At 42.9% G+C, this 23,233-nt stretch carries 14 protein-coding genes; 13 read left to right on the top strand and 1 reads right to left on the bottom strand.

Annotated features, from left to right (window positions below):
• Nucleotides 1–15 precede the first annotated feature (15 nt).
• Nucleotides 16–1,812, bottom strand: coding sequence for an ABC transporter ATP-binding protein (locus AC3CKG_RS08770; protein ID WP_017106992.1), 1,797 nt, complete (start codon nucleotides 1,810–1,812; stop codon nucleotides 16–18).
• Between the two features lie 89 nt (nucleotides 1,813–1,901).
• Here AC3CKG_RS08770 and AC3CKG_RS08765 point away from each other — a divergent pair, with 89 nt between their 5' ends.
• The 13 genes from AC3CKG_RS08765 to AC3CKG_RS08705 all read left to right on the top strand — a co-directional run bounded on the left by AC3CKG_RS08765 (nucleotide 1,902) and on the right by AC3CKG_RS08705 (nucleotide 23,142).
• Complete coding sequence (locus tag AC3CKG_RS08765; protein ID WP_065104250.1) at nucleotides 1,902–2,393, top strand: GAF domain-containing protein; 492 nt, start codon at nucleotides 1,902–1,904, stop codon at nucleotides 2,391–2,393.
• Between the two features lie 97 nt (nucleotides 2,394–2,490).
• Entirely contained in the window at nucleotides 2,491–3,114 is a 624-nt protein-coding gene (gene proQ / locus AC3CKG_RS08760; RefSeq protein WP_017106990.1) for an RNA chaperone ProQ, read from the top strand.
• 17 nt (nucleotides 3,115–3,131) lie between these two features.
• A complete protein-coding gene (gene prc, locus AC3CKG_RS08755; protein ID WP_065104251.1) occupies nucleotides 3,132–5,126 on the top strand; it encodes a carboxy terminal-processing peptidase in 1,995 nt (664 codons plus the stop codon).
• A 264-nt stretch (nucleotides 5,127–5,390) separates the two neighbouring features.
• Entirely contained in the window at nucleotides 5,391–6,074 is a 684-nt protein-coding gene (locus AC3CKG_RS08750) for a hypothetical protein (protein ID WP_076672121.1), read from the top strand.
• A gap of 218 nt (nucleotides 6,075–6,292) precedes the next feature.
• On the top strand, nucleotides 6,293–8,899 hold the full coding sequence (gene pepN / locus AC3CKG_RS08745) for an aminopeptidase N (RefSeq protein ID WP_488528176.1): 2,607 nt from the start codon (nucleotides 6,293–6,295) through the stop codon (nucleotides 8,897–8,899).
• A 206-nt stretch (nucleotides 8,900–9,105) separates the two neighbouring features.
• Entirely contained in the window at nucleotides 9,106–9,324 is a 219-nt protein-coding gene (locus AC3CKG_RS08740) for a DUF2835 domain-containing protein (protein WP_004733645.1), read from the top strand.
• A gap of 228 nt (nucleotides 9,325–9,552) precedes the next feature.
• Nucleotides 9,553–14,394, top strand: coding sequence for an NAD-glutamate dehydrogenase (locus AC3CKG_RS08735; protein ID WP_076672117.1), 4,842 nt, complete (start codon nucleotides 9,553–9,555; stop codon nucleotides 14,392–14,394).
• A 371-nt stretch (nucleotides 14,395–14,765) separates the two neighbouring features.
• Nucleotides 14,766–15,776, top strand: a complete 1,011-nt coding sequence (gene pyrD, locus AC3CKG_RS08730; protein WP_017106985.1) for a quinone-dependent dihydroorotate dehydrogenase — start codon at nucleotides 14,766–14,768, stop codon at nucleotides 15,774–15,776.
• 239 nt (nucleotides 15,777–16,015) lie between these two features.
• The gene (locus AC3CKG_RS08725) at nucleotides 16,016–16,564 is read left to right on the top strand and encodes a cell division protein ZapC (RefSeq protein WP_017106984.1); all 549 of its coding nucleotides are present in this window, start codon (nucleotides 16,016–16,018) and stop codon (nucleotides 16,562–16,564) included.
• Nucleotides 16,565–17,104: 540 nt separating this feature from the next.
• Nucleotides 17,105–19,225 carry a bifunctional 23S rRNA (guanine(2069)-N(7))-methyltransferase RlmK/23S rRNA (guanine(2445)-N(2))-methyltransferase RlmL gene (gene rlmKL / locus AC3CKG_RS08720; RefSeq protein WP_102299728.1) on the top strand — a complete coding sequence of 707 codons (2,121 nt, stop codon included), beginning with the start codon at nucleotides 17,105–17,107 and terminating at the stop codon, nucleotides 19,223–19,225.
• A 67-nt stretch (nucleotides 19,226–19,292) separates the two neighbouring features.
• Nucleotides 19,293–19,511, top strand: coding sequence for a glutaredoxin family protein (locus AC3CKG_RS08715; protein WP_032500367.1), 219 nt, complete (start codon nucleotides 19,293–19,295; stop codon nucleotides 19,509–19,511).
• Nucleotides 19,489–21,405, top strand: coding sequence for an ABC transporter ATP-binding protein (locus tag AC3CKG_RS08710; protein WP_065104257.1), 1,917 nt, complete (start codon nucleotides 19,489–19,491; stop codon nucleotides 21,403–21,405). The genes AC3CKG_RS08715 and AC3CKG_RS08710 overlap by 23 nt, the downstream gene beginning before the upstream one ends.
• 9 nt (nucleotides 21,406–21,414) lie before the next feature.
• The gene (locus tag AC3CKG_RS08705) at nucleotides 21,415–23,142 is read left to right on the top strand and encodes a DUF3466 family protein (protein WP_488528175.1); all 1,728 of its coding nucleotides are present in this window, start codon (nucleotides 21,415–21,417) and stop codon (nucleotides 23,140–23,142) included.
• Nucleotides 23,143–23,233: the final 91 nt, after the last annotated feature.

The raw sequence follows: 23,233 nt of genomic DNA, 5'->3' as shown, positions 1-23,233 counted from the left end.
CTAGAACGACAAACATCAGGCGTGCGATTGCACACTGCCATAGAGTGTTTGATAAAGTCCTTGTTGTTCAACCAATTCACCATGTGTTCCCGTCTGTGTGACTTGCCCATCTTCTAAAACATAGATCAGATCAGCTTGTTTCACTGCTGATAATCGGTGGGCCACAATCAAAGTTGTGCGATCTTTCAAAAATTCGCTTAGCGCTTTGTGCAGAGCTGACTCTGTCGCGGTATCAAGTGCTGATGTTGCTTCATCAAGAATAACAAACTTCGGATTGCTCAACACCATACGGGCGATGGCCAGTCGTTGTCGTTGTCCACCAGACAGTCGAACGCCATTCCTACCAATTTGAGTATCCAAACCGTTACTCAGCTGCTTAATCACATCTTGCATCTGAGACACTTCAAGCGCACGCCATAGCGACATTTCATCGTATTCGGCGCCAAGGGTCAGATTATGCCTCAATGTGTCATTAAAAAGTATAGGTTGCTGTAAAACAACGGCAATTTGATTACGAATTACATCAAAGCTGATGTCGTCCGTTGTTTCACCGTTATAACGAATACACCCAGAGTCGGCTTGATAAACCCCAATCAGCAACTGTATTAATGTCGATTTACCTCCGCCACTGGCACCGACTAGAGCGACCTTTTTACCTGCAGGTATGTGTAAGGATAGCCTATTTAAAACAGTGTTTTCTAATGTGTAAGAGAATGTAACATCTTCAATGTCGACGGTCACTTCTTGATGTTCATTGAACGGATTCACTTTACTCACCGGTCGGTGCTCTTCTTCAAGTAGCAGCAGGTCGTTAATACGCTGAAGCGCGGCCTTCGCGCTGTACCACGAAAACTGAATCCCTAACAACTCTTGAACAGGGCCGAGCATGAACCACAAATAGCCGAATACTGCGAAAATTTGGCCAATGGTTAAATCACTAAATAATACCATCAGCATTGCCACAGCACGGAACAGTTCAAAACCTAATAGAAACAATAAAAAGGACACTCGACCTGCGGCTTCAGATTGCCATGCGTATTTATCGGCATCGATTCTTACTTGGTTTGCCTGAACTTTCAGTTCGTCCAGAAAGATACGCTCTTTGTTAGCGGCACGAAGCTGGTAGATACCATCTAAGGTTTCAACTAAGCGATTCTGAAAACGCTCAAAAGATTGGTTCTCATATTTTTTGAGGTGTTTAACACGGCTACCGAGTTTACGAGAAAAATAAATAACAACAGGATTGACCAGTAGAATGAACAGCCCTAAACGCCACTCTAACCATAGTAAGACGATAGCGGTACCGAGCACCGTTAAGAAGCTGATGATAAATTTAGAAAGGGTCGAGCCAATGAACTTATCAATAGTCTCTATGTCTGTAATAAGGTGAGCATTAATACCGCCGCTGCCTTTGGTTTCGTATTGTCGGATGCTAATGCGGCCAAGTTTATCGATCATCTTGCTACGCATTTGGTAGGTGATCGTTTTGGAAACTAAAGTAAATTGACGACCTTGTAGAATATTCAACGCTTGGCTAGCAGAGCGCATCAGGATAACTAACAAGAGAGTAAGAGCAATATAGCCAGTTGGGGTTTGCAGCGAGACTGGAAGTAGGTGATTCATCATCTCTAACCCTGAAGCTGGCTTATCAAGCAAAACTTCGTCGACCATGAGTGGCATAAGCAGAGGGATAGGGACACTAATTAAGGTTGCAATAATGGCAACAAAGTTAGCAAACAGTAATTTGGACTTGTGTTTTTTTACTTGAGTTATCAACCAAGAACGGCTAATAGTGTCTTCTGAATTGTTCATTGTAATGAGAATAAGTCCTATTTAGTTTGATGGCCGCATTTTACTGCGTTCTCTTGATAATGGAAGTCTCAATTTAATTGGAAGTTAATATGAAAATAGAACATTACCAACGCTTAACCAAACAAGCCGTTGCATTAATTGAATCAGAAACCGATCTAATTGCAAATCTTGCAAATATTAGCTCACTATTGTTCATGGAATTAGATGAACTTAATTGGGCTGGTTTTTACTTAATGAAGCAAGATAAGCAAATGCAACAAGATGAGCTTGTGCTTGGTCCATTCCAAGGTCAGCCAGCGTGTGTTCGAATTCCAGTTGGGCGTGGAGTCTGTGGAACTGCAGTTGCGACGAATACAGTTCAGCGCATTCATGATGTGCATGAATTCGAAGGTCACATCGCTTGTGACGCTGCAAGTAACTCAGAAATCGTTATTCCATTCTCTATCGATGGTAAAGTCGTGGGTGTTCTTGACATCGATAGTCCAAATATTGGTCGTTTTTCTCAAATTGATGAAGACGGATTGACATTTTTTATGGCTGAAGTGGAAAAGGTGCTTAATTCGCACGCGAACAAGGCATAAATTATTCTCTTACTGTGGTTTTTCCCAAGCATCTCTCTATAATACGTAAAAATATTTTCTTAATGCTCGCGGAAAACCGCAAAAACCAGGAACCCACATGGAAAACACTGAAAAGTTAAAAAACAGCAAAGAAGTTATCGCATATGTTGCTGAATGTTTCCCTAAATGCTTTACTCTAGAAGGTGAAGCAAAACCACTTAAAATTGGTATTTTTCAAGATCTTGCTGAACGTCTAAATGAAGACGAAAAAGTAAGTAAGACTCAGCTTCGTGCAGCGTTAAGACAGTACACATCATCATGGCGTTACCTGCACGGCGTAAAAGCTGGCGCAGATCGTGTTGACCTAGACGGCAACGCGTGTGGCACATTAGAAGAAGAGCACGTAGAACACGCTAAAGCTACACTTGCAGAAAGCAAAGCGAAAGTTCAGGCTCGTCGTAAAGAACAAGCACAGAAAGCTCGTGAAGAAGGCAAAGCGAAAACTAAGGCGAAGAAAGCTCAACAGCCTCGTCGTCAAGCGCCTAAAGCACCAAAAGTAGAAAAGCCTGTAGAAACACGCGCTTTGAACGCCGATGAATTCATCGCTGGCAAAGAAGTAAATGTGAACATGGGTACAGGAAACATGGCTGCGACCATTGTTGAAATCAATAAGGAAGATGTACGTGTTCAGTTAGCAAACGGCCTACAAATGGTTGTTAAAGCGGAGCACTTGCGCGCTTAAAGGAGATACTCCTACGCATGAAATGCCGTTCAAAATTGACACTGATTGCTGCTAGCTTTTGTCTAGCAGCTTCAGCTCAGGCTCTTGAAGCCAAATTAGATCAGGACGATTTACCTTTACTCGCTCCTGAGGTCCAACACGAAACTGCTAGTAAACGTGTTACTTCTCGATTTACTCGTTCTCACTATAAACACTTCAATCTCAACGATGATTTCTCTCAAGCTATCTTTAATCGTTATTTAGAGATGCTGGATTATAATCGTAATATCTTCACTCAAGCTGATATTGACTCTTTCTCCTCATCATCTGTGCAAATTGATGACCAGCTGAAAGCGGGTAATAACCAGATTGCTTTCGATGTTTATAATCTTTCTATGCAGAAGCGTTTTGAACGTTTTCAGTATGCGCTGTCTTTGCTAGACACTGAGATTAAGTTTGATACCGATGAAAGTATTGAGCTCAATCGTAGTGAAGCGGAATGGCCGAAAGATATCGCCGAAGTGAATGAGCTTTGGAGGAAGCGTGTTAAATACGACGCGTTGAATCTAAAACTTACTGGTAAAGAGTGGCCAGAGATTCAAGAGGTTTTGGAAAAGCGTTACAACAATGCGATGAAACGTATTACGCAATCGCATAATGAAGATGCTTTCCAAATCTACATGAACGCATTTGCGCGTGAAGTTGATCCTCACACCAGTTACCTTTCTCCAAGAAATGCAGAACAATTCCAATCAGAGATGAATCTATCTTTGGAAGGTATTGGTGCTGTGCTTCAGATGACTGATGACTATACCGTTATTCGCTCGTTAGTTGCTGGTGGCCCTGCGTCAAACAGCAAACAATTGAGTGACGGTGACCGTATTGTTGGTGTCGGCCAAGATGGTGAAGAGGTTGTTGATGTTATCGGCTGGCGTTTAGACGATGTAGTGCAACTGATTAAAGGCCCGAAAGGGACTAAAGTTAAGCTACAGATCTTGCCTGAAGGTAATGATGCAAAAAGTCACGTTGTCACAATTGTACGCGACAAGATTCGTTTAGAAGACCGCGCTGTTAAATCTGAAGTTATCGAGAAAGATGGCAAGAAGATTGGTGTTCTTGAAGTACCAAGTTTCTATGTTGGTCTTTCTAAAGATACCGATAAACTGATCACTGAGCTTAAACAGCAAGGTGTTGAAGGTATTATCGTTGATCTTCGAAACAACGGTGGTGGTGCACTGACTGAAGCAACCGAACTCTCTGGTTTATTTATCAAAGAGGGACCTGTTGTTCAGGTGCGCGATAGCTACGGTCGTGTCAAAGTGAACAGCGACACCGACGGCGAAATCAGCTACCAAGGCCCATTAACGGTATTGGTGAATCGCTACAGTGCGTCAGCTTCTGAGATTTTTGCAGCAGCGATGCAAGACTACGGTCGTGCGATTATCCTTGGCGAAAACTCTTTCGGTAAAGGAACGGTGCAACAACATCGCTCTTTGAATCATATCTATGATTTGTTCGATAAAGAGTTGGGCTACGTTCAATACACAATCCAGAAATTCTACCGAATCAATGGTGGCAGTACGCAAAACAAAGGTGTAGTACCTGATATTGCTTATCCAACGCCAATTGATCCAGCAGATACGGGTGAAAGTGTTGAAGATAATGCTCTACCTTGGGACAGCATTGATAAAGCAAACTACTCAGTGTTACAGCGTAACGATGAAAAAATAGTTGCTTTGACTGCCCAACACCAAGCTCGCATTGCTACTGACATGGAATTTGGCTTTATCGCGCAAGATATTGAAAAATATAAGGCAGATAAAGACGACAACGACCTGTCTCTTAATGAAAAGGTTCGTCAACAAGAGAGTGATGATGCGGATGCGCTTCGTCTAGAGCGTATTAACCAACGTCAAAAAGCCGCTAAGTTAGAGGCATTTAAAACGTTGGATGATATTCCCAAAGACTACGAAGCCCCGGATGCTTATCTTGATGAATCAGTTGCTATCATGCTGGATATGATCAAGAAATAGACTCTAACGTGCCTTGTTAAAGGTGACGGTTTTAAAAAGCGAGCTTAGGCTCGCTTTTTTTGTGTCTATGATTTGACAGGAATACCTGAATGTAACCGTTGAGATTGTCGCAAAGAACACTCAATACTCAGGGTTATTTGGCTCTATTTTGCGTCGAATAATGACATTTAAGTTACTTTGCACTTAAAATTTAGTGACTTGGATCATATTTTTTCGCTTTCTATTCATTACGTGCCTAAGCTTAAAGAAAACGAGGGCGTGCGTATGAAATGGATTCTACTATTTTTATCTTGTTTAAGTTTTGTTGCTTTCGGGAGTGAGGTTGCTTCGAACTCTCAACAATCAAAAAGCGATAGCAATCTATCTCATTTTGACCTTCCTCTGTTGCTTGGTGATTGGTATTTGATGAATCCAGATCCTGAGCAAGGCACTGAAAACTTTAGAGCAATCAAGCTGACTCTTGACTCAAACTACTCATTCTCTATTGATATTCAAAAGAAAGATTACAGTGTCGACCATTGGGAAGGTTTGTACAATGCCAATGAAGACACAATTATTTTGGGTTTGAACACCTCAGAGCCTCAGGTTTACGCCTACAGCAGTAACCACAATATGCTGAACCTTAACGGTGTTATGTTCACCAAGGCTTTGCCAAACGCATTGGCGGGAATATGGTCAAGCGCCGAACTGTCCGGAAGTGACTTGCGTGCGAGTAACATTCAAAAAATGGATTTAGTCCTTCAACCTGATTTTATATTTATGTTTAGAGTATCAGATGAAGAAGGTGGTGAAGTTATTCGTCGTGGAGTGTATTACACCGAAGGTGACCAGTTGGTGTTGCTTTATGAGAACGGCGAACACGGCACTCGTTACACATTAAACAGTGATGTGTTGACGCTTCAAGGTGAAGAAGGAGACATGTTTGCGGTGCTTAATCGTATTCGATAAGTGCGAGTTTTAGCCCTAAAATTGAACTCGTTGATAATATGGTTTGTTGCTTGTTTATTAGGCGTTCCTATCTAATTTGATTGATAAAATAGCAAAATATGGAGGCATTTTCCTACAATGCCTCCTTTTTTCAATATTCCCCTTGTTTTATTGGCGCTCAACCTTTAGATATATACAGTTAAAAAATAATTACGTATAACGATCAAAAGGAACCCGTCATGGCACATACACCTCAAGCCAAGTATCGTAAAGATTATCAATCACCATCTCACACTATTTCTGAAATCGATCTTACTTTCGATTTGTACGATTCAGCATCCATTATTACCGCTGTTTCTAGTGTTAAGCAGGAGAAAGAAAGCTCGACATTAGTACTTGATGGTGAAGGCTTGAAGTTGGTGTCTGTCCTAGTTGAAGGTAAGGAGTGGACGCAGTATGAGCAGTCTGAAACTCTACTTACTCTGAATGATCTACCGAAAGATTTTACATTGACGATCGTGACGGAAGTTGACCCTGAAGGGAACAGCGCACTTGAAGGCTTGTACAAATCGGGTGGTGCGTTCTGTACTCAATGTGAAGCTGAAGGTTTCCGCCGCATTACTTACTATATGGATCGCCCAGATGTGTTGGCGAAATTCACGACAACAGTCATCGCAGACAAAGCTGAAAACCCATTCTTATTAAGTAATGGTAACCGTGTAGATGAAGGCGAAGCTGAAAACGGTCGTCACTGGGTTAAATGGCAAGACCCACATCCAAAACCTGCGTACCTGTTTGCTTTAGTTGCGGGTGACTTCGATGTACTTCGTGACGCGTACACAACACAATCTGGTCGTAATGTTGACCTCGAAATCTTTGTCGACAAAGGCAATCTAGACCGCGCAAACCACGCGATGGTTTCTTTGATTAACTCAATGAAGTGGGACGAAGAGCGTTTCAATCTTGAGTATGACTTAGACATCTACATGATCGTAGCCGTTGATTTCTTCAATATGGGTGCGATGGAAAACAAAGGCCTGAACGTGTTCAACTCTAAGTTCGTTTTAGCGAACGACCAAACAGCAACAGATACCGATTACCTAGGTATCGAAGCGGTTATTGGTCACGAATACTTCCATAACTGGACCGGTAACCGTGTTACTTGTCGCGATTGGTTCCAGCTGAGCTTGAAAGAAGGTTTAACGGTTTTCCGTGATCAGGAGTTCTCATCTGATCTTGGTTCTCGTGCAGTAAACCGTATCAACAACGTACGTATTATTCGCGGCCCACAATTCGCTGAAGATGCGAGCCCAATGTCTCACCCAATTCGTCCAGAAAAAGTGATAGAAATGAATAACTTCTACACATTGACGGTATACGAAAAGGGCAGTGAGGTGATCCGAATGATCCACACATTGTTGGGTGAAGACGGTTTCCAAAAAGGCATGAAGCTGTACTTCGAACGTCACGATGGCACCGCAGCAACATGTGAAGACTTCGTAGCGGCGATGGAAGATGCATCGGGCGTTGATCTGTCTCAGTTCCGTTTATGGTATAGCCAATCAGGTACCCCGACACTTTCTGTTGAAAGCCATTACGACGCAGAGAAAAAAGAGTACACGTTAACGACTCGCCAAGTAACAGCGCCAACGCATGAGCAAACTGAAAAGCAAGCTCTGCATATCCCTTTAGATATCGAGCTATACACAGCGTCGGGTGAAGTGATTGAGTTACAATGTAACGGTCAGCCTATTCATAATGTATTAGATGTGAAAGAGGCGGAACAAACGTTTGTGTTTGAGAATGTAGACGAGCAACCAGTTCCATCTCTGCTGCGCGAGTTTTCTGCGCCAGTGAAACTTGAATACAACTATTCAGACGAAGAGCTGATCTTCCTGATGGTGAATGCTCGTAACGAATTCTCTCGTTGGGATGCAGGGCAAATGCTGCTAGCGAAATACATCCGTAGCAACGTAGATAACGTTCAACAAGGTCAAAAGTTTGCACTTTCTTCTGAAGTGGTTGATGCATTCCGTGGTGTATTGCTCAGCGATTCGTTAGAACCTGCGTTTATTGCAGAGATGCTTTCTCTACCAAGCCATAATGAAGTATCGGGTTGGTACGAGCGTGTTGATATCGATGCGGTTGCGTCAGTACTTCATTCAATGAAAGTGACTTTAGCAAAAGAGCTTGAAGATGAACTTGCTGCGGTTTACCACAGCAATGCATTAGCAGAATACACGATTGACCATGATTCAATTGGCAAGCGTACGTTACGTAAAGTTTGTTTAGGTTACTTAGCGCATACTGAAAAGGGTAATGATTTGGTTGTTGCTATGTACCAACAAGCAAACAACATGACAGACACAATGGCTGCAATGGGCGCGGCGAACAGTGCGCAACTGCCATGTCGTGAAACTTTAATGGCGGATTACAGCGACAAGTGGAAACACGATGGTCTTGTCATGGACAAGTGGTTTGCTCTTCAAGGAACGAACCCAAGTTCCAACGCACTTGAAGTGATCAAGGCGTCTATGTCACACCAAGCGTTTAGTTTGAAAAACCCGAACCGTACTCGTAACTTGGTCGGTTCATTCTTAAACATTAACCCGGTTCAGTTCCACGACAAGTCAGGCCTGGGCTATGAGTTTGCAGGCGAAATCTTGCGTGAGCTTAACAGCAGCAACCCGCAAGTTGCGTCACGTCTGATTGATCCTTTGCTTAAGTTCCGTAAATACGATGAAGAGCGCCAAGCTTTGATCAAGAAAGAACTCGAGACATTGAAGAACATGGATAACTTAGCAAAAGACCTATTTGAGAAAGTAACGAAAGCACTAGAAGCTTAAGTTAAGCGTTCTCAAGGTTAACGGTTTACTTATAAGCTGTTTACTTATTAAGAAAAGTCATCAGTGGTAGATAATCTCTGCCGCTGATTTTTTGTTTCTGGTTCATCGAATTTTCGATAAGCTAGAGCAGTTTCAAGCTCAGTTTCACATTCAGACATCGTTAAGTGCCAAAAAATACTGGTACTGTATATTTGCACAGGTATTGTATGAATCGCTATATTTTCCAACTTAACATCTCATATCAGCAGTTTTTGGCCAGCTATTCTGGTGCAGCAAGTAAAGTTCAAGTGATAACAACCACTGGATTGCGTCTACAGTTACCTGCAACTCGGTTCAGACCTTTTCTTACACAAATAGGGGTTAGAGGGCAGTTTAGACTGACAACTGACCAAAAAAATAAGTTTATTAAGTTGGAAGCTCTGTAAACCTTGGCATGCCTAGTGAGTTAAAAGGAATCTTAATCACATAATCAAACATTTCACCTCTTACCACCTCCAAAACAATTAACTATTTCTCAATAATGCTTTTACAATAAATGAATGCATTACCTTTGCTTAACTCGTTAGTAGAAAAGAGCTCAACGGCTCAATTCAAACACCAGCTTAAGTAAGCCCCCTAATAATAAAATATAATTCTAATTGTGGAGTGTGACTATGACCGCACGTGAAACTGTGGTTCCAGTTTTACTTGAAAAAGTGTACAAACTGATTCAAGACAAACTTGACCTTGCTCATCGACCTCTCGTAACTCAACTTGCTCAACACTTGTTTAGTAACGTTTCTCACGACGACCTAACTCAGAGAAACGAATCCGATTTATACGGTGCTGTAGTTAGCTTATGGCATCACATCAATGAAAAGAAAGCCGACGAAATTTCTGTCCGTGTTTTTAACCCGACAGTAAGTCGTCAAGGCTGGCAATCGACTCACACTATCGTTGAGATAGTGGTACCAGATAGCCCATTCCTCGTTGATTCTGTAAAAATGGCATTAACTCGCCTCGACCTCTCTTCTCACCTTATGCTTCACAACCCAACACAAATCTCCCGTTCTGATAAGGGAAGTGTGGTTGGTGTCAGCAACAATGAAGGTGCATTCCAATCGCTTTTCCATATTGAGGTTGACCGTCTTAGCAGCAAAGCTGAAATGACAGCGCTTAAAACAGAGCTGTTGGATATCTTTACCGATACAGGTCTTGTAGTTAATGACTGGCTACAAATGGTAGAAAGACTTGAAGAAGTAACCAATCAAGTTGAACAGCAAAAAGAGACGATTCCAGTTGATGGTCAGCGCTTTGATGAAACGCTTGCGTTCCTTCGTTGGTTAGGTGAGCACAACTTTACGTTTATGGGCTACAAGGAATACGACCTTGTTTCTGTAAATGGCGACACTGAACTACAACCTACCAAGGAGCAAGGCCTTGGTTTGTTCGCAAATTCAGATCGTGTACGTAACGTTAAGCTGTCTGAGTTTTCTGACTCGGCACGCTTAGAAGCGAAAAAACCGTATGTATTGATCGTAACCAAGGGCAACACGGCTTCACGCATTCACCGTCCAGCTTACAATGATTACATCGGCATCAAGAAGTTTGACAAAAACGGCAAGGTCATTGGTGAGCACCGCTTTACAGGTCTCTACACTTCTGCTGTTTATAACCAAACCGTTGAAAGCATTCCTCTAGTTCGCGAGAAAGTTGAGCGTATCTTAGATGCAAGTGGTTACCGTCAGGGTTCATACTCTTACAAAGCACTGCACAATATTCTAGAAAACTATCCGCGTGATGAACTGCTTCAAGCTCGAGAAGAAGAGCTACTTGAAGTGGGTACGGGCGTTGTACAAATGCAAGATCGCGATCTTCTACGCTTGTTTGTTCGCAAAGACCCGTTTGGCCGTTTCTTCAGCTGTATGGTTTACGTAACAAAAGATCGCTACAACACCGAGCTTCGTCGTCAAACCCAGCGCATCTTGAAGCAATACTTCGGTTGCGAAGAAGAAGTCGAATTCACGACATACTTCTCTGAAAGCCCACTGGCAAGAACGCACTATATTGTTCGTGTTGATAACAACAACATGGATGTGGACGTGAAAACAATTGAGCAAAATTTAATGGAAGTATCGTCTACGTGGGATGACCGCCTGTCTGAATCAATCGTTGCTAACTTCGGTGAGAGCAAAGGTCTTCCGTTATCGAAAGAGTACATGCGTGCATTCCCACGTTCGTACAAAGAAGACATGATGCCTGGTTCTGCTGTTGCAGATATCGAGCGTCTAGAAGCACTAAGTGAAGACAACAAACTTGGCATGCTTTTCTACCGTCCTCAAGAAGAGGCAGCAGACTCTAAAGCCGTTCGTTTGAAGCTGTTCTACCACAGTGATGAACCGATTCACCTGTCTGATGTTATGCCAATGCTTGAAAACTTTGGCCTGCGCGTTATTGGTGAATCACCTTATGAAGTGCGCAAGACCAATGGGGTGACTTATTGGATCCTTGATTTCTCGATGCTGCATAAGAGTGACAAGACGATTGATCTTCGTGAAGCTCGCGATCTATTCCAACAAGCCTTTGCTGCGATTTGGGCGGGTGAGTTAGACAGCGATGGTTTCAACCGCTTGGTATTGGGTGCAGGTCTTTCTGGCCGTGAAATCTCAATCTTACGTGCGTATGCACGTTACATGCGCCAAGTTGGTTTCCCATTCAGCCAACAATACATTGAAGACACATTGTCTCATTACCCAGATCTAGCGAAAGGGTTAGTGAGCTTATTCGGCAAGCGGTTTGATCCTAAATTAAAGGGCAGCGCGAAAGGCCAACAAGATCTTATTAAGAAGATCACTGAACAGTTGGATCATGTAGAAAGCTTGGATGATGATCGTATCATTCGTCGCTACATGGAAATGATCACAGCAACGCTTCGTACTAACTACTATCAGTTAGACGACAACAAACAGTCTAAACCTTGGTTGGCTCTAAAAATGAGACCAAGCGAGATTCCAGATATTCCAGCACCGGTTCCTGCGTTTGAGATCTTTGTTTACGCACCAGACATTGAAGGTGTGCATCTACGTGGCGGCAAAGTCGCTCGTGGTGGTTTACGTTGGTCAGACCGTCAAGAGGATTTCCGTACTGAGATTCTAGGCCTAGTTAAAGCACAACAAGTTAAGAACACAGTAATTGTACCGGTTGGTGCAAAAGGTGGTTTCGTTTGTAAGCGTCAGCATATGATGTCTGGCCGTGATGAAATTTTTGCTGAAGGTCAACGTTGTTACAAGCGCTTCATCCGTGCACTACTAGACGTATCAGACAACATTATTGAAGGCGAGGTTATCCCACCGAAGAGTGTTGTTCGTCACGATGAAGATGATCCGTACTTGGTTGTTGCTGCCGATAAAGGTACAGCAACGTTCTCAGATCTCGCAAACTCAGTATCTGATGAGTACAACTTCTGGTTAGGCGATGCATTTGCCTCTGGTGGTTCTAACGGTTACGACCACAAAGCAATGGGTATCACCGCGAAAGGTGGTTGGGAATCTGTTAAGCGTCACTTCCGTGAAATGGGCATCAACTGTCAAACAACGGATTTCACCGCTATCGGTGTAGGTGATATGGCGGGCGATGTGTTTGGTAATGGCATGCTGTTGTCTAAGCATATTCGTATGCAAGCTGCGTTTAACCACATGCATATCTTCATCGATCCGAATCCAGAATCAGCATCAAGCTGGGTAGAGCGTGAGCGCTTGTTTAATCTACCGCGCTCAAGCTGGGAAGATTACAACAAAGACCTTATCTCGCAAGGTGGTGGAATCTTCTCTCGTCGAGCGAAGTCTATCTCTTTGACGCCTGAAATTCAGAAAATGCTGGGTACTAAGAAAGCATCAATGGCACCAAATGACTTGATCAAAGCGATCTTGTCTATGCAGGTTGATCTTCTATGGAATGGCGGTATCGGTACATACGTTAAGTCTTCAAACGAGACTCATACTGACGTAGGTGACCGTGCAAATGACGTGCTTCGTATCGATGGCCGTGACCTGAAAGCTAAGGTTGTTGGTGAAGGCGGTAACTTGGGTATGACTCAATTGGGTCGTATTGAATACGCGCTGACGGGTGGCCGCGTTAATACTGACTTCGTTGATAACGTTGGTGGTGTTGACTGTTCGGATAATGAAGTAAACATTAAGATCTTCTTGAATGGTTTAGTGTCTAATGGAGATCTAACCGTTAAGCAACGTAACCAAGTGCTTGAATCGATGGAAGATGAAGTGGGCGAAATCGTACTAGACGACGCATATTGCCAAGCTGAGTCTATTTCGGTTACTGAGCATCAAGGTGTTGGCTTAGTCAAAGAGCAAATCCGCTTTATTCATACAATGGAAAAAGCAGGGTACTTAGATCGTGGTTTGGAATACATCCCAGATGACGAAACACTGCTTGAGCGTGAAAAGCAGGGCCAAGGCCTAACAAGACCAGAGCTTTCTGTACTTGTTGCTTACGGAAAAATGGTGCTTAAAGAAGATCTTGTTAGTGATGATATCGCTAATGATGAATTCCATGCTCAACAGCTTATGCAATACTTCCCAACAGCGTTACGTCGTAACTATTCTCAGCATATGGATAACCATCCACTACGTTCTGAAATCATTGCGACGGCACTGGCTAACCAAATGGTTAACGAAATGGGTTGTAACTTCGTTACTCGTCTGCAAGAAGAGACGGGCGCAAACATTGTTGATATTGCAAATGCTTACGCGGCATCACGTGAAATCTACGGTCTTGGCCATGTTCTGAAGAGCATCCGTGAACTGGATAATGTTTCAAGTTCTGAAGCTCAGTATGAATTGATTTACCATGTTCGCCGCACACTTCGTCGCTTGGCGCGTTGGTTGTTAAGAAACCGTACAGGTAAACAGTCAGTGAAAGCATTGATTGAACTTTACCAAGGCGATGTTCTTACTATCACGGAGAAACTGGATGAAAACCTAGTGGCTTCTGAAGTAGAAGAGCATAACGCAATGGCACAGTTATGGATTGACCAAGGCGTAAACGCTGAGTTAGCTAATTCAGTTGCGCGTTTGTCTAGCTTGTACTCAGCACTGGATATATCCACAGTGGCTCGTGAAACAGGTAAAACAGTACAACAAGCGTCTAAGCTTTACTTTAATCTTGGCGATCGCTTGTCTTTGCACTGGTTCTTGAAGCAAATCAATGGTCAAGCAGTAGACAACAATTGGCAAGCGCTGGCACGTGCAGCATTCAGAGAAGATCTGGATTGGCAGCAACGTCAGCTAACTGGCCAAGTGCTTAACTGCGGTTGTGCTTCAGACATCGATGTGATTAAAGCGCTTGATGACTGGATGGAAAGTAACTCGGTTTCTCTGCATCGTTGGGAAAGCATCTTGAACGAATTCAAAGTGGGTTCGGTTCATGAGTTTGCTAAGTTCTCAGTAGCACTACGCGAATTGATGCTATTGAATCTAAACTGTATGTCGACAGACTAGCGACTAGATAAAAACGAAAAGAAACAAGGGCAGGCCATTAGGTCTGCCTTTTTCGTTTGGCTGAGCAATGTTATTTGGCAGAACAGTGTCGTTTGGTTGAATAGTAAATGACGTGTCCAATTATTTCGTTGAGTAACTTATGCTTGATAAAGTTAGCTTCTAATTGGCCGAGTTAAACGATGTTCGTTACATGAATGATAGTCAAATAGACCATTCACTGGAGGATACGGTAACGTTTGCTTAATAATAAACCTCTTTCGTTAGCAAACTCGATTATCTTACCCTTACAGACAGTAATAGATTGAATAGTTGGGTAAATAAGTAAATAATATCGCCCCGTTTACACGGCGCTTTTTTCTATCGGAGGCACAATGCTTTACCGTCTAGCCAGAACTGGCTTTTTCCAACTTGATGCCGAAAAGGCACATGATCTTGCAATCCAAAATTTCAAACGCTTCACCGGCACACCTATTGATCTTTTGTATCGCCAACAATTACCTCACCGACCTGTAGAATGCATGGGTCTTACTTTTAAAAATCCAGTTGGCCTTGCTGCCGGCCTAGACAAAAACGGCGAATGTATTGATGCATTTGGCGCAATGGGTTTTGGTTTTGTAGAAGTAGGGACTGTTACTCCTCGTCCACAAGCAGGTAATGACAAACCACGTCTGTTCCGTCTTGTTGAAGCCGAAGGTATTATCAATCGCATGGGCTTTAACAACCTAGGCGTAGATAACCTAATTGAGAATGTTAAGAAGTCGAACTATGACGGCATCTTAGGTATCAATATTGGTAAGAACAAAGACACGCCAATTGAAAAGGGCGCAGAAGATTACATTATCTGTATGGAGAAGGTTTACCAATACGCGGGTTACATTGCGGTAAACATCTCTTCACCAAATACTCCAGGACTTCGTTCGCTACAATATGGCGAAGCACTTGATGATCTGTTGTCTGAACTAAAAACCAAGCAATCCGAATTAGAAGCGAAGCATGGCAAATATGTCCCGCTTGCTCTTAAGATCGCTCCGGATCTAAGTGATGACGAAATCAGCCAAATTTGCGAATCATTGATCAAAAATAAGATCGATGGTGTGATCGCAACTAACACGACATTGGATCGTAGTATCGTTGAAGGCATGAAGCATTGCGACGAAGCGGGTGGCCTAAGCGGACGTCCAGTTCAATCTCGCAGTACTGAAGTTGTTCGTAAACTTCACCAAGAGCTAGGCGACCAACTACCGATCATTGGGGTAGGTGGTGTTGACTCTTACGTTGCTGCAAAAGAGAAAATGATGGCAGGCGCTAAGCTTGTACAAGTTTACTCTGGTTTCATCTACAAAGGTCCAGGCCTTGTTCGTGACATCGTTAAAAATCTATAGTTAGTAAAATCGGTAGTTCGCAAGATCTATAGGTTGAAAGCTAATAGTCGTCACTGAAAATCTATAATCCGGTATTGTCTTGATAAAAGAGACACTGTAACTCACTGAGTTGTAGAGAAAAGCGATAAGAAAGAGGAATTCATTTCCTCTTTTTTTTTGCCTGTTGAGCAGTAAAATTACTGTAATTGAAGGTAATTTTGCGTTTTACCTAATGGAATGGTTCAACAGTGTGAGACGAAATGATGCTTAAACCTAGCGATACATGGAGTTGGTATTACGATGAGCAGCAATGTTCATTGATGCTAAACCTCGGAGAGGATATGATTTTTAAAACGAATCTGGTCCGCAATAAGCTGGTGGACTGCGCTTTTAAAGATAATGAATTCACTGTTGATGATGCATCTTCTTACCAAACCTTCAAAGAACAAATTTCTGGCTTAGAACTGTCTGAGCCACGACAAGCCGAGCTTGCACTTTATTGTGTGGCCGCGAAGCGTTTTCATAAGCCTGTACAGCCTAAAAGCTGGTTCTTCGACTCACAAGGCGTAGGCCATGAATATCCTCAAGAAGGGGATATTGTACAAATGAATAACGAGCATAGCCTTGGTTACTTCATTGTATTAGAAGTAGGAGAGTGTGCGAGTTTATGTGCATTTGTAGACTTAGAAGAGTTCCTCCTAACGCCTTCAAAAGGGTTACGATTTGGAGACTCGATTAAAGTCATGCACGATAGAATGACTGACGCAAATGCTATCCTTCATCAAACGCATATTGCGATGGTGGGTTAACCTCTAACCTAGAGCGTTAATAGAACACTATTTCGACCAAATATCGCTACGAATAAACCTGTAATACCTTCCCCATAATCGGCTTAATAGCCGATTTTTTTGTGCCTAAAAAAGCCTATCTCAATAGATACGACGTAGTTCATTCATTTGAATGACGTTGTTCACTTATTTAATTTGTAAAAAACGTATCTTTTTTAACCTCAATTTCGACCGATTCTCTCACTATCGATAGCGGATTTCCTCTGTTTATTCCCTGTTTGAGGTCTTTTGTTGCTAAGTTTCAACCTAAACCCCCATCTGGTATATACCAATTTAGGGGTGAATATAAATGCACTTAATGGTTTGGGCCTATCGATGAGTGTTATTTCTGTGAGATTGAGAGTTGTTGTGTTGTAAGGGAGTGCGGGTAAGCGATCGCTTCATGACTGACCATTTGCTAAGCAGTTAGTCGAAAGATTCAATGAAAAGACGAGTTTAGTGTGATGCTCTGGTAACAAATTCAGGTATAATCGAGCTCATTTTTATCAATAAAAGAACACTATGAATCAATATCTAGCGGTTACCTCAAATGGCCTTGAGAATTTATTAGTTGAAGAACTAACCCAACTAGGGATTACAAACGCAAAACCTGTTCAAGCAGGTGTTAAATTCAAAGCCACCAATGAGCAAATTTATCGTTGTTGTTTGTGGAGCCGTTTGGCTTCTCGATTTGTACGTGTCCTTTCAGAATTCACTTGTATGGATGACATGGATCTTTACCTATCGACCACTGCGGTTAACTGGGTAAATCAATTCCATAGCACTAAGCGTTTCGTTGTTGATTTCAATGGTACGAACAACGAAATCCGTAATAGCCAATACGGTGCGATGAAAGTAAAAGATGCCGTTGTAGATTGCTTTGAGAAGAAGTCTTTACCGCGTCCATCTATCAGCAAAGAAAATCCTGATATCCGCATTCACGTTCGTCTGCATCGTGACAAGGCGATCCTTGGTGTGGATATGGTAGGCAGTGGTCTTCATCAACGTGGCTACCGTCCAGAATCCGGTCGTGCACCATTGCGTGAAACTCTTGCTGCAGCGATTCTTCTTCGTAGTGGTTGGGATGCAACCAAACCTTTCCTAGATCCAATGTGTGGTTCAGGTACGTTAGTGATTGAAGCAGCGATGATGGCTGCAAACATGGCACCTGGTGTGAAACGTCAGAAATGGTGTTTTGAATCACTAGAAGATTTCGAACCAGAGCTTTGGGCTGAAGTTAAAGCTGAAGCGAACGTTCAAGGCCGTCGTGGCGTTAAGAAAGTAGAATGTAAGTTCTTCGGTTATGACAACGACGAACGCATGATCAAAACGGCGCGTGACAATGCACGTCGAGCTGGCGTTGAAGAGTTGATTGAATTCGAAGTAGGTGACGCTGCAAAGCTTAAACGCCCAACAGAGTTTACTGATGGTGTGATTGTGTCTAATCCGCCTTACGGTGAGCGTCTAGGTACAGAACCGGGCCTGATTGCACTCTACACGGCATTTGGTGCTCAACTGAAGGCTGAGTTTGGCGGTTGCAATGCTTCTATCTTCTCAAGTTCTGATGAATTACTTAGCTGCTTGCGTATGCGTGCAGACAAACAGTTCAAACTGAATAACGGTGCGTTACCGTGTCACCAGAAGAACTACTCAATTTCAGACCGTCCTATGTCTGAGCGTCCTACTGGCGAGCAAGAACAGCTGATTGCTCCTGATTTCGCGAACCGTCTTAAAAAGAACATTGGCAAAATCGGTAAGTGGGCCAAGAAAGAGCAACTAGATTGCTACCGTATCTACGATGCTGACTTACCAGAATACAATGTAGCGATTGACGTATACCCAGGTCACCTTGTGATTCAAGAATACGCAGCACCTAAAGATGTGCCGGAAGACAAAGCTAAGCGTCGCTTAACCGATATCATCCGTGCGTCTATTCAAGTGACTGGCGTTGAAGCAAATAACGTCGTGCTTAAGGTTCGTCAGAAGCAGAAGGGTCGTTCTCAATACCAGAAGATGGCTCAAGACTCTTCTAACCTAGAAGTAAACGAATACGGCGTTAAGCTGATTGTTAACCTTCATGACTACTTAGATACAGGCTTGTTCTTAGATCATAAGATTACTCGTCGTCGTATTGGTGAGATGGCTGGTGGTAAAGATTTCTTGAACCTGTTTGCTTACACAGGCAGTGCCTCTGTTCATGCTGCAGTAGGTGGCGCCCGCTCTACAACGACTGTTGATATGTCGAACACGTATCTTGAGTGGGCAAAAGAGAACATGGAACTGAACGGCCGTGTTGGTCGTCAACATCAATTTGTTCAAGCTGACTGCTTACAATGGTTGGCGAAAGAGCAAGGATCTTACGATTTGATCTTTATTGATCCACCAACATTCTCAAATTCTAAGCGTATGGATCAATCTTTTGATGTTCAACGTGACCACATCCAGTTGATGGAAGATTTAAAGCGTCTACTAAGAGAAGAAGGCACGATTGTGTTCTCTAACAACAAGCGTCATTTCAAGATGGATATGGAAGGACTGGAAGAGCTGGGTCTTAAAGCTCAGAATATCTCGTCTAAGACGTTGCCTCTGGATTTCTCTCGCAACAAGCACATTCATAACTGCTGGTTGATTACTCATAAGTAATTAAGAGATTGTATAAGGATATATAGTGCTGACTCTCTACAGTACAGAAGGGTGCCATCTATGTGAGATGGCATTCAAACTCACGGAACAGTTGAATATAAGTCATCAGATCAATGTGGTGGATATCGCATTGGATGATGAGCTCTTTTCCCGTTACGGGGTCACTATTCCGGTGCTCAAATTTGAAAGCTCTGATTTGTCTCAACACTCAGAGCTTAACTGGCCATTTGGCTTGTTAGAACTTAACGATTGGTTAAAGAAGAATGGCATTACTTACAATTCATAATGGGCAATTAGCGTTTGGCGATCACCCGTTATTAGATGGTGCGGATTTCGCACTACAAGAAAACGAACGTGTGTGTTTGGTTGGCCGTAATGGTGCAGGCAAATCAACGTTGATGAAGATTTTGTCTGGCAACATCATCATGGACGACGGCAAGATGCAGATCACACAAGATGTGGTTGTATCTCGTTTAGAGCAAGATCCTCCTCGTAATGAGCAGGGCTCTGTTTACGAATACGTATCTGGTGGTTTAGCTGAAATAGGTGAGTTGCTTAAGGAATACCACAACTTACTTGATGTTATTGCAGAAGACCCTAGCGAAAAAAATTTAAACCGTCTTACCCGCGTTCAAGAAAAATTGGATCATGCCAATGCGTGGCGTTTTGAAGATCGCGTAAGTAATGTTCTTGCTGCACTTAAACTAACAGCAAATACCAAATTAACGGAACTGTCTGGTGGTTGGCAACGTAAAGCAGCACTTGCACGTGCGCTTGTATGCGACCCAGACGTATTACTGCTTGATGAGCCAACCAACCACTTGGACGTAGCAACGATCGAATGGTTAGAAGCTTTCCTAAAAGACTTCCGCGGTTCAATCATTTTTATCTCGCATGACCGTGCTTTCATCAAATCAATGGCAACACGCATTGTCGACCTTGACCGTGGCAAGCTAAGTTCTTTCCCTGGTGATTACGACAACTACTTGCTAGAGAAAGAAGAAGCGCTACGTGTTGAAGAGATGCAAAACGCTGAATTTGACAAAAAGCTAGCGCAAGAAGAAGTTTGGATCCGTCAAGGTATCAAAGCTCGTCGTACGCGTAACGAAGGCCGTGTTCGTGCCCTTAAAAAGCTTCGCGAAGAGCGTCAAGATCGTCGTGAAGTACAAGGTAAAGCGAATATCCAAATCGATACGTCTGCACGTTCAGGTAAAATTGTATTTGAAGCTGAGAACCTTAACTTTGCATTCGAAGGCAAAGAGATCGTTACAGACTTTAGCTTCAACATTATGCGCGGCGACCGTATCGCACTTATCGGGCCAAATGGCTGCGGTAAGAGTACGGTGCTTAAACTGCTTCTTGATCAACTTAAACCCGATTCAGGTCGTTTGCATTGTGGTACTAAGCTTGAAGTGGCTTACTTCGACCAATACCGCGAAATTCTAGACCCTGAGAAGTCGGTGATTGATAACCTGGCTGATGGTAAGCAAGAAGTAACTGTAGGAGGACGTGAGCGTCATGCTCTGAGCTACTTACAAGATTTCTTGTTCTCTCCTAAACGTGCTCGTACACCGGTTAAAGCGCTGTCTGGTGGTGAGAAAAACCGTTTGTTATTGGCTCGTATTTTCCTTAAATCGAATAACTTGTTGATTCTCGATGAGCCTACCAATGATTTAGATATCGAAACATTGGAACTTTTAGAAGATTTGCTTGCCAACTATGAGGGTACGTTGCTTCTCGTGAGCCACGATCGTCAGTTCGTTGATAACACGGTAATGACGAGTTGGATATTTGAAGGTAACGGTGTAGTTGAAGAGTTTGTTGGTGGTTACCACGATGCTCAGAAACAAAGAGCACAAGCACTGGAGTATCGTCAGGCTGAAAAGCCAGCAAAGGCAGAGAAAGTTGTTGAGGAAACTCCCAAAACTGCGCCAGTTAAAGCTAAACCTAAGAAGTTATCGTATAAGCTACAACGAGAATTAGAAACGTTACCTTTGCGTTTGGAAGAATTGGAAACCGAGATTGAAACTCTGCAGCAAGAAGTTAATGATCCAGACTTCTTCTCAAAATCTGTAGAGCAGACACAACCAGTTTTAGATAAGCTATCTGCAGTAGAGCAGGAGCTTGAAGTTGCTTTTGAGCGCTGGGAAGAGCTCGAGGCACTACAACAGGAAAGTTAAGAAGTAATAATGACTTGTACTAAATTTAAATTAACAACAGTTGCAGCATTAGTATTTGCTGCAACTAATGCCAATGCTGCGCTTTATGACGTAGTTGAAGTCAAAACTTCGATTACTGGTGCATCTGAAATCTTTGGTGTTGCGATAGAGCCAGCAGCGTTTCCTACAGTAGCTCAAGATCTCACAGCTACCTTAGGTTGTTTTGGTGGGGATAGCATTGATGGCAAGGCATGTTCATCATATGTATTAGCTGGTGAAACTCGCGATACTCTTGAAGCTGTAAGTTATCGTGAAGAAGTTCCTTTCGCAATGGACGCACCGTTCCAATATATTCAAGAGTTCGATGATTTTGAAAACTATTGTTACCGAGAGTTAAGATATTCTACCTGTGAGAGTTGGGCTCAAAATCGTTGGAATGATACATGGAGTAAGGAAAGAAACGATCTTACTTACGTTAATGCGAAAGCCTTTGTTGAAGGTGGGGATACATTCACGGATCGAAATACGGTCATTAACTCACTTTTTGTGAACGATGCATTAACTGTCGAGCCTTTGGGTGTTAAATCAAAAGACGGTATCCGTAACAATGCTCTTCATACTGCTTCAGTAGCTCCTGAGGGTTCTTCGGAAACTCGAGCATGGCGCGCGATAAAAGCGAGTAACGGCAAAGTTTACAATGTAGGTAGTGTATCTGAGGAGTTTAAGCCGACAGATACTTCTGAACCAGATAAGGCCTTTGCCTCTAAAGCCGCGATTTGGGATGGCACCACAACAAAACCAATCGATTGGATAAGAAGTGGCAATGCTCAACAAGGAGACTATTTTGCTCAAGGCAGTATGCGCTCAATTGTTGAGTCGAACTCTGTTTTTTACGGTGTAGGCTATAACACCGCAGATGGTAATGGTGACCTACAAGACATGAATGCAAGTGTTTTTGTGAGTAGCTCATTAGATCTTGATACTGCAACATGGACTACTACACAGATTAGTGGTGCAGAAGTTAAATCTGGTTCATCGAATGACGATGCAAGATACAGTAACTCTGTAGCGACCGATATTAACGACAACTTGTTTGCTGTTGGTTATTCCAAACGTAACGGCTATGTACCTGAGAGCGGTAGTGCAGGTAACAAGATTTTCGTTGTAACGGATGCTAAAAACCCGACTGCAACATACTTGTCTGGTGGTATCTTCTTTGGTGGTGCTAGTGGTGAAGCTAAAGCCGTCAATAACTTCAATGAGTTTGTTGGTCAAATTGATGCCGAAACAACTCGTGAAGTAGATGGTAGTGAGCGTCGTCATCGAGGTTTTATTTATCCGTATCAGGCGACTGGTACTGATGCATCAAGAATAGCGTTGTTTGAGAGCAAAGCTTGGTGGTTAGATGATCTAACGAATGATGGCAACGCTTCTGGAGAAAACAACAAGTTTCGAATTATTGACGCTTCAGGTATCAACGATGCAGGTGTGATCTCAGCAACAGCTATCAAGTGTACCGTTGGTGGAACAACACAACCATACGATACAACGTCACATAACTCATATTGTGGTGGCGCTGCATCTAATGCAGTCGAAGAGGTTGTTGCTGTTAAGTTGATTCCGATTGCTGGAGCTAGCAAAGCAGATATTCAAACTCGTAGCGCTGACTCAGAGAAAGTTGATCGTCAAGGCGGTAGTCTAGGTTGGTTAGGTTTGACTGTACTTGGTCTGTTAGGGTTCCGTAGAAAATTTAAATAATTTTATCTCTTGAGCCCGAGTTCACAATTCTGAATTCGGGCTTTTTTTCGCCTTGAGAAAAGTTAAAAAGTGGTCGATTCTTAAAGTTGGA

Source organism: Vibrio sp. QJM3NY_15 (assembly GCF_057785995.1).
Note: the sequence above shows the minus strand (reverse complement) of the source record. Positions and strands in the feature narration are given on the sequence as shown.

Coding starts and splice junctions, on each gene's coding strand:
- AC3CKG_RS08770 (WP_017106992.1), bottom strand. CDS start 1,812: ATGAACAATTCAGAAGACACTATTAGCCGTTCTTGGTTGATAACTCAA.
- AC3CKG_RS08765 (WP_065104250.1), top strand. CDS start 1,902: ATGAAAATAGAACATTACCAACGCTTAACCAAACAAGCCGTTGCATTA.
- proQ (WP_017106990.1), top strand. CDS start 2,491: ATGGAAAACACTGAAAAGTTAAAAAACAGCAAAGAAGTTATCGCATAT.
- prc (WP_065104251.1), top strand. CDS start 3,132: ATGAAATGCCGTTCAAAATTGACACTGATTGCTGCTAGCTTTTGTCTA.
- AC3CKG_RS08750 (WP_076672121.1), top strand. CDS start 5,391: ATGAAATGGATTCTACTATTTTTATCTTGTTTAAGTTTTGTTGCTTTC.
- pepN (WP_488528176.1), top strand. CDS start 6,293: ATGGCACATACACCTCAAGCCAAGTATCGTAAAGATTATCAATCACCA.
- AC3CKG_RS08740 (WP_004733645.1), top strand. CDS start 9,106: ATGAATCGCTATATTTTCCAACTTAACATCTCATATCAGCAGTTTTTG.
- AC3CKG_RS08735 (WP_076672117.1), top strand. CDS start 9,553: ATGACCGCACGTGAAACTGTGGTTCCAGTTTTACTTGAAAAAGTGTAC.
- pyrD (WP_017106985.1), top strand. CDS start 14,766: ATGCTTTACCGTCTAGCCAGAACTGGCTTTTTCCAACTTGATGCCGAA.
- AC3CKG_RS08725 (WP_017106984.1), top strand. CDS start 16,016: ATGATGCTTAAACCTAGCGATACATGGAGTTGGTATTACGATGAGCAG.
- rlmKL (WP_102299728.1), top strand. CDS start 17,105: ATGAATCAATATCTAGCGGTTACCTCAAATGGCCTTGAGAATTTATTA.
- AC3CKG_RS08715 (WP_032500367.1), top strand. CDS start 19,293: ATGGCATTCAAACTCACGGAACAGTTGAATATAAGTCATCAGATCAAT.
- AC3CKG_RS08710 (WP_065104257.1), top strand. CDS start 19,489: ATGGCATTACTTACAATTCATAATGGGCAATTAGCGTTTGGCGATCAC.
- AC3CKG_RS08705 (WP_488528175.1), top strand. CDS start 21,415: ATGACTTGTACTAAATTTAAATTAACAACAGTTGCAGCATTAGTATTT.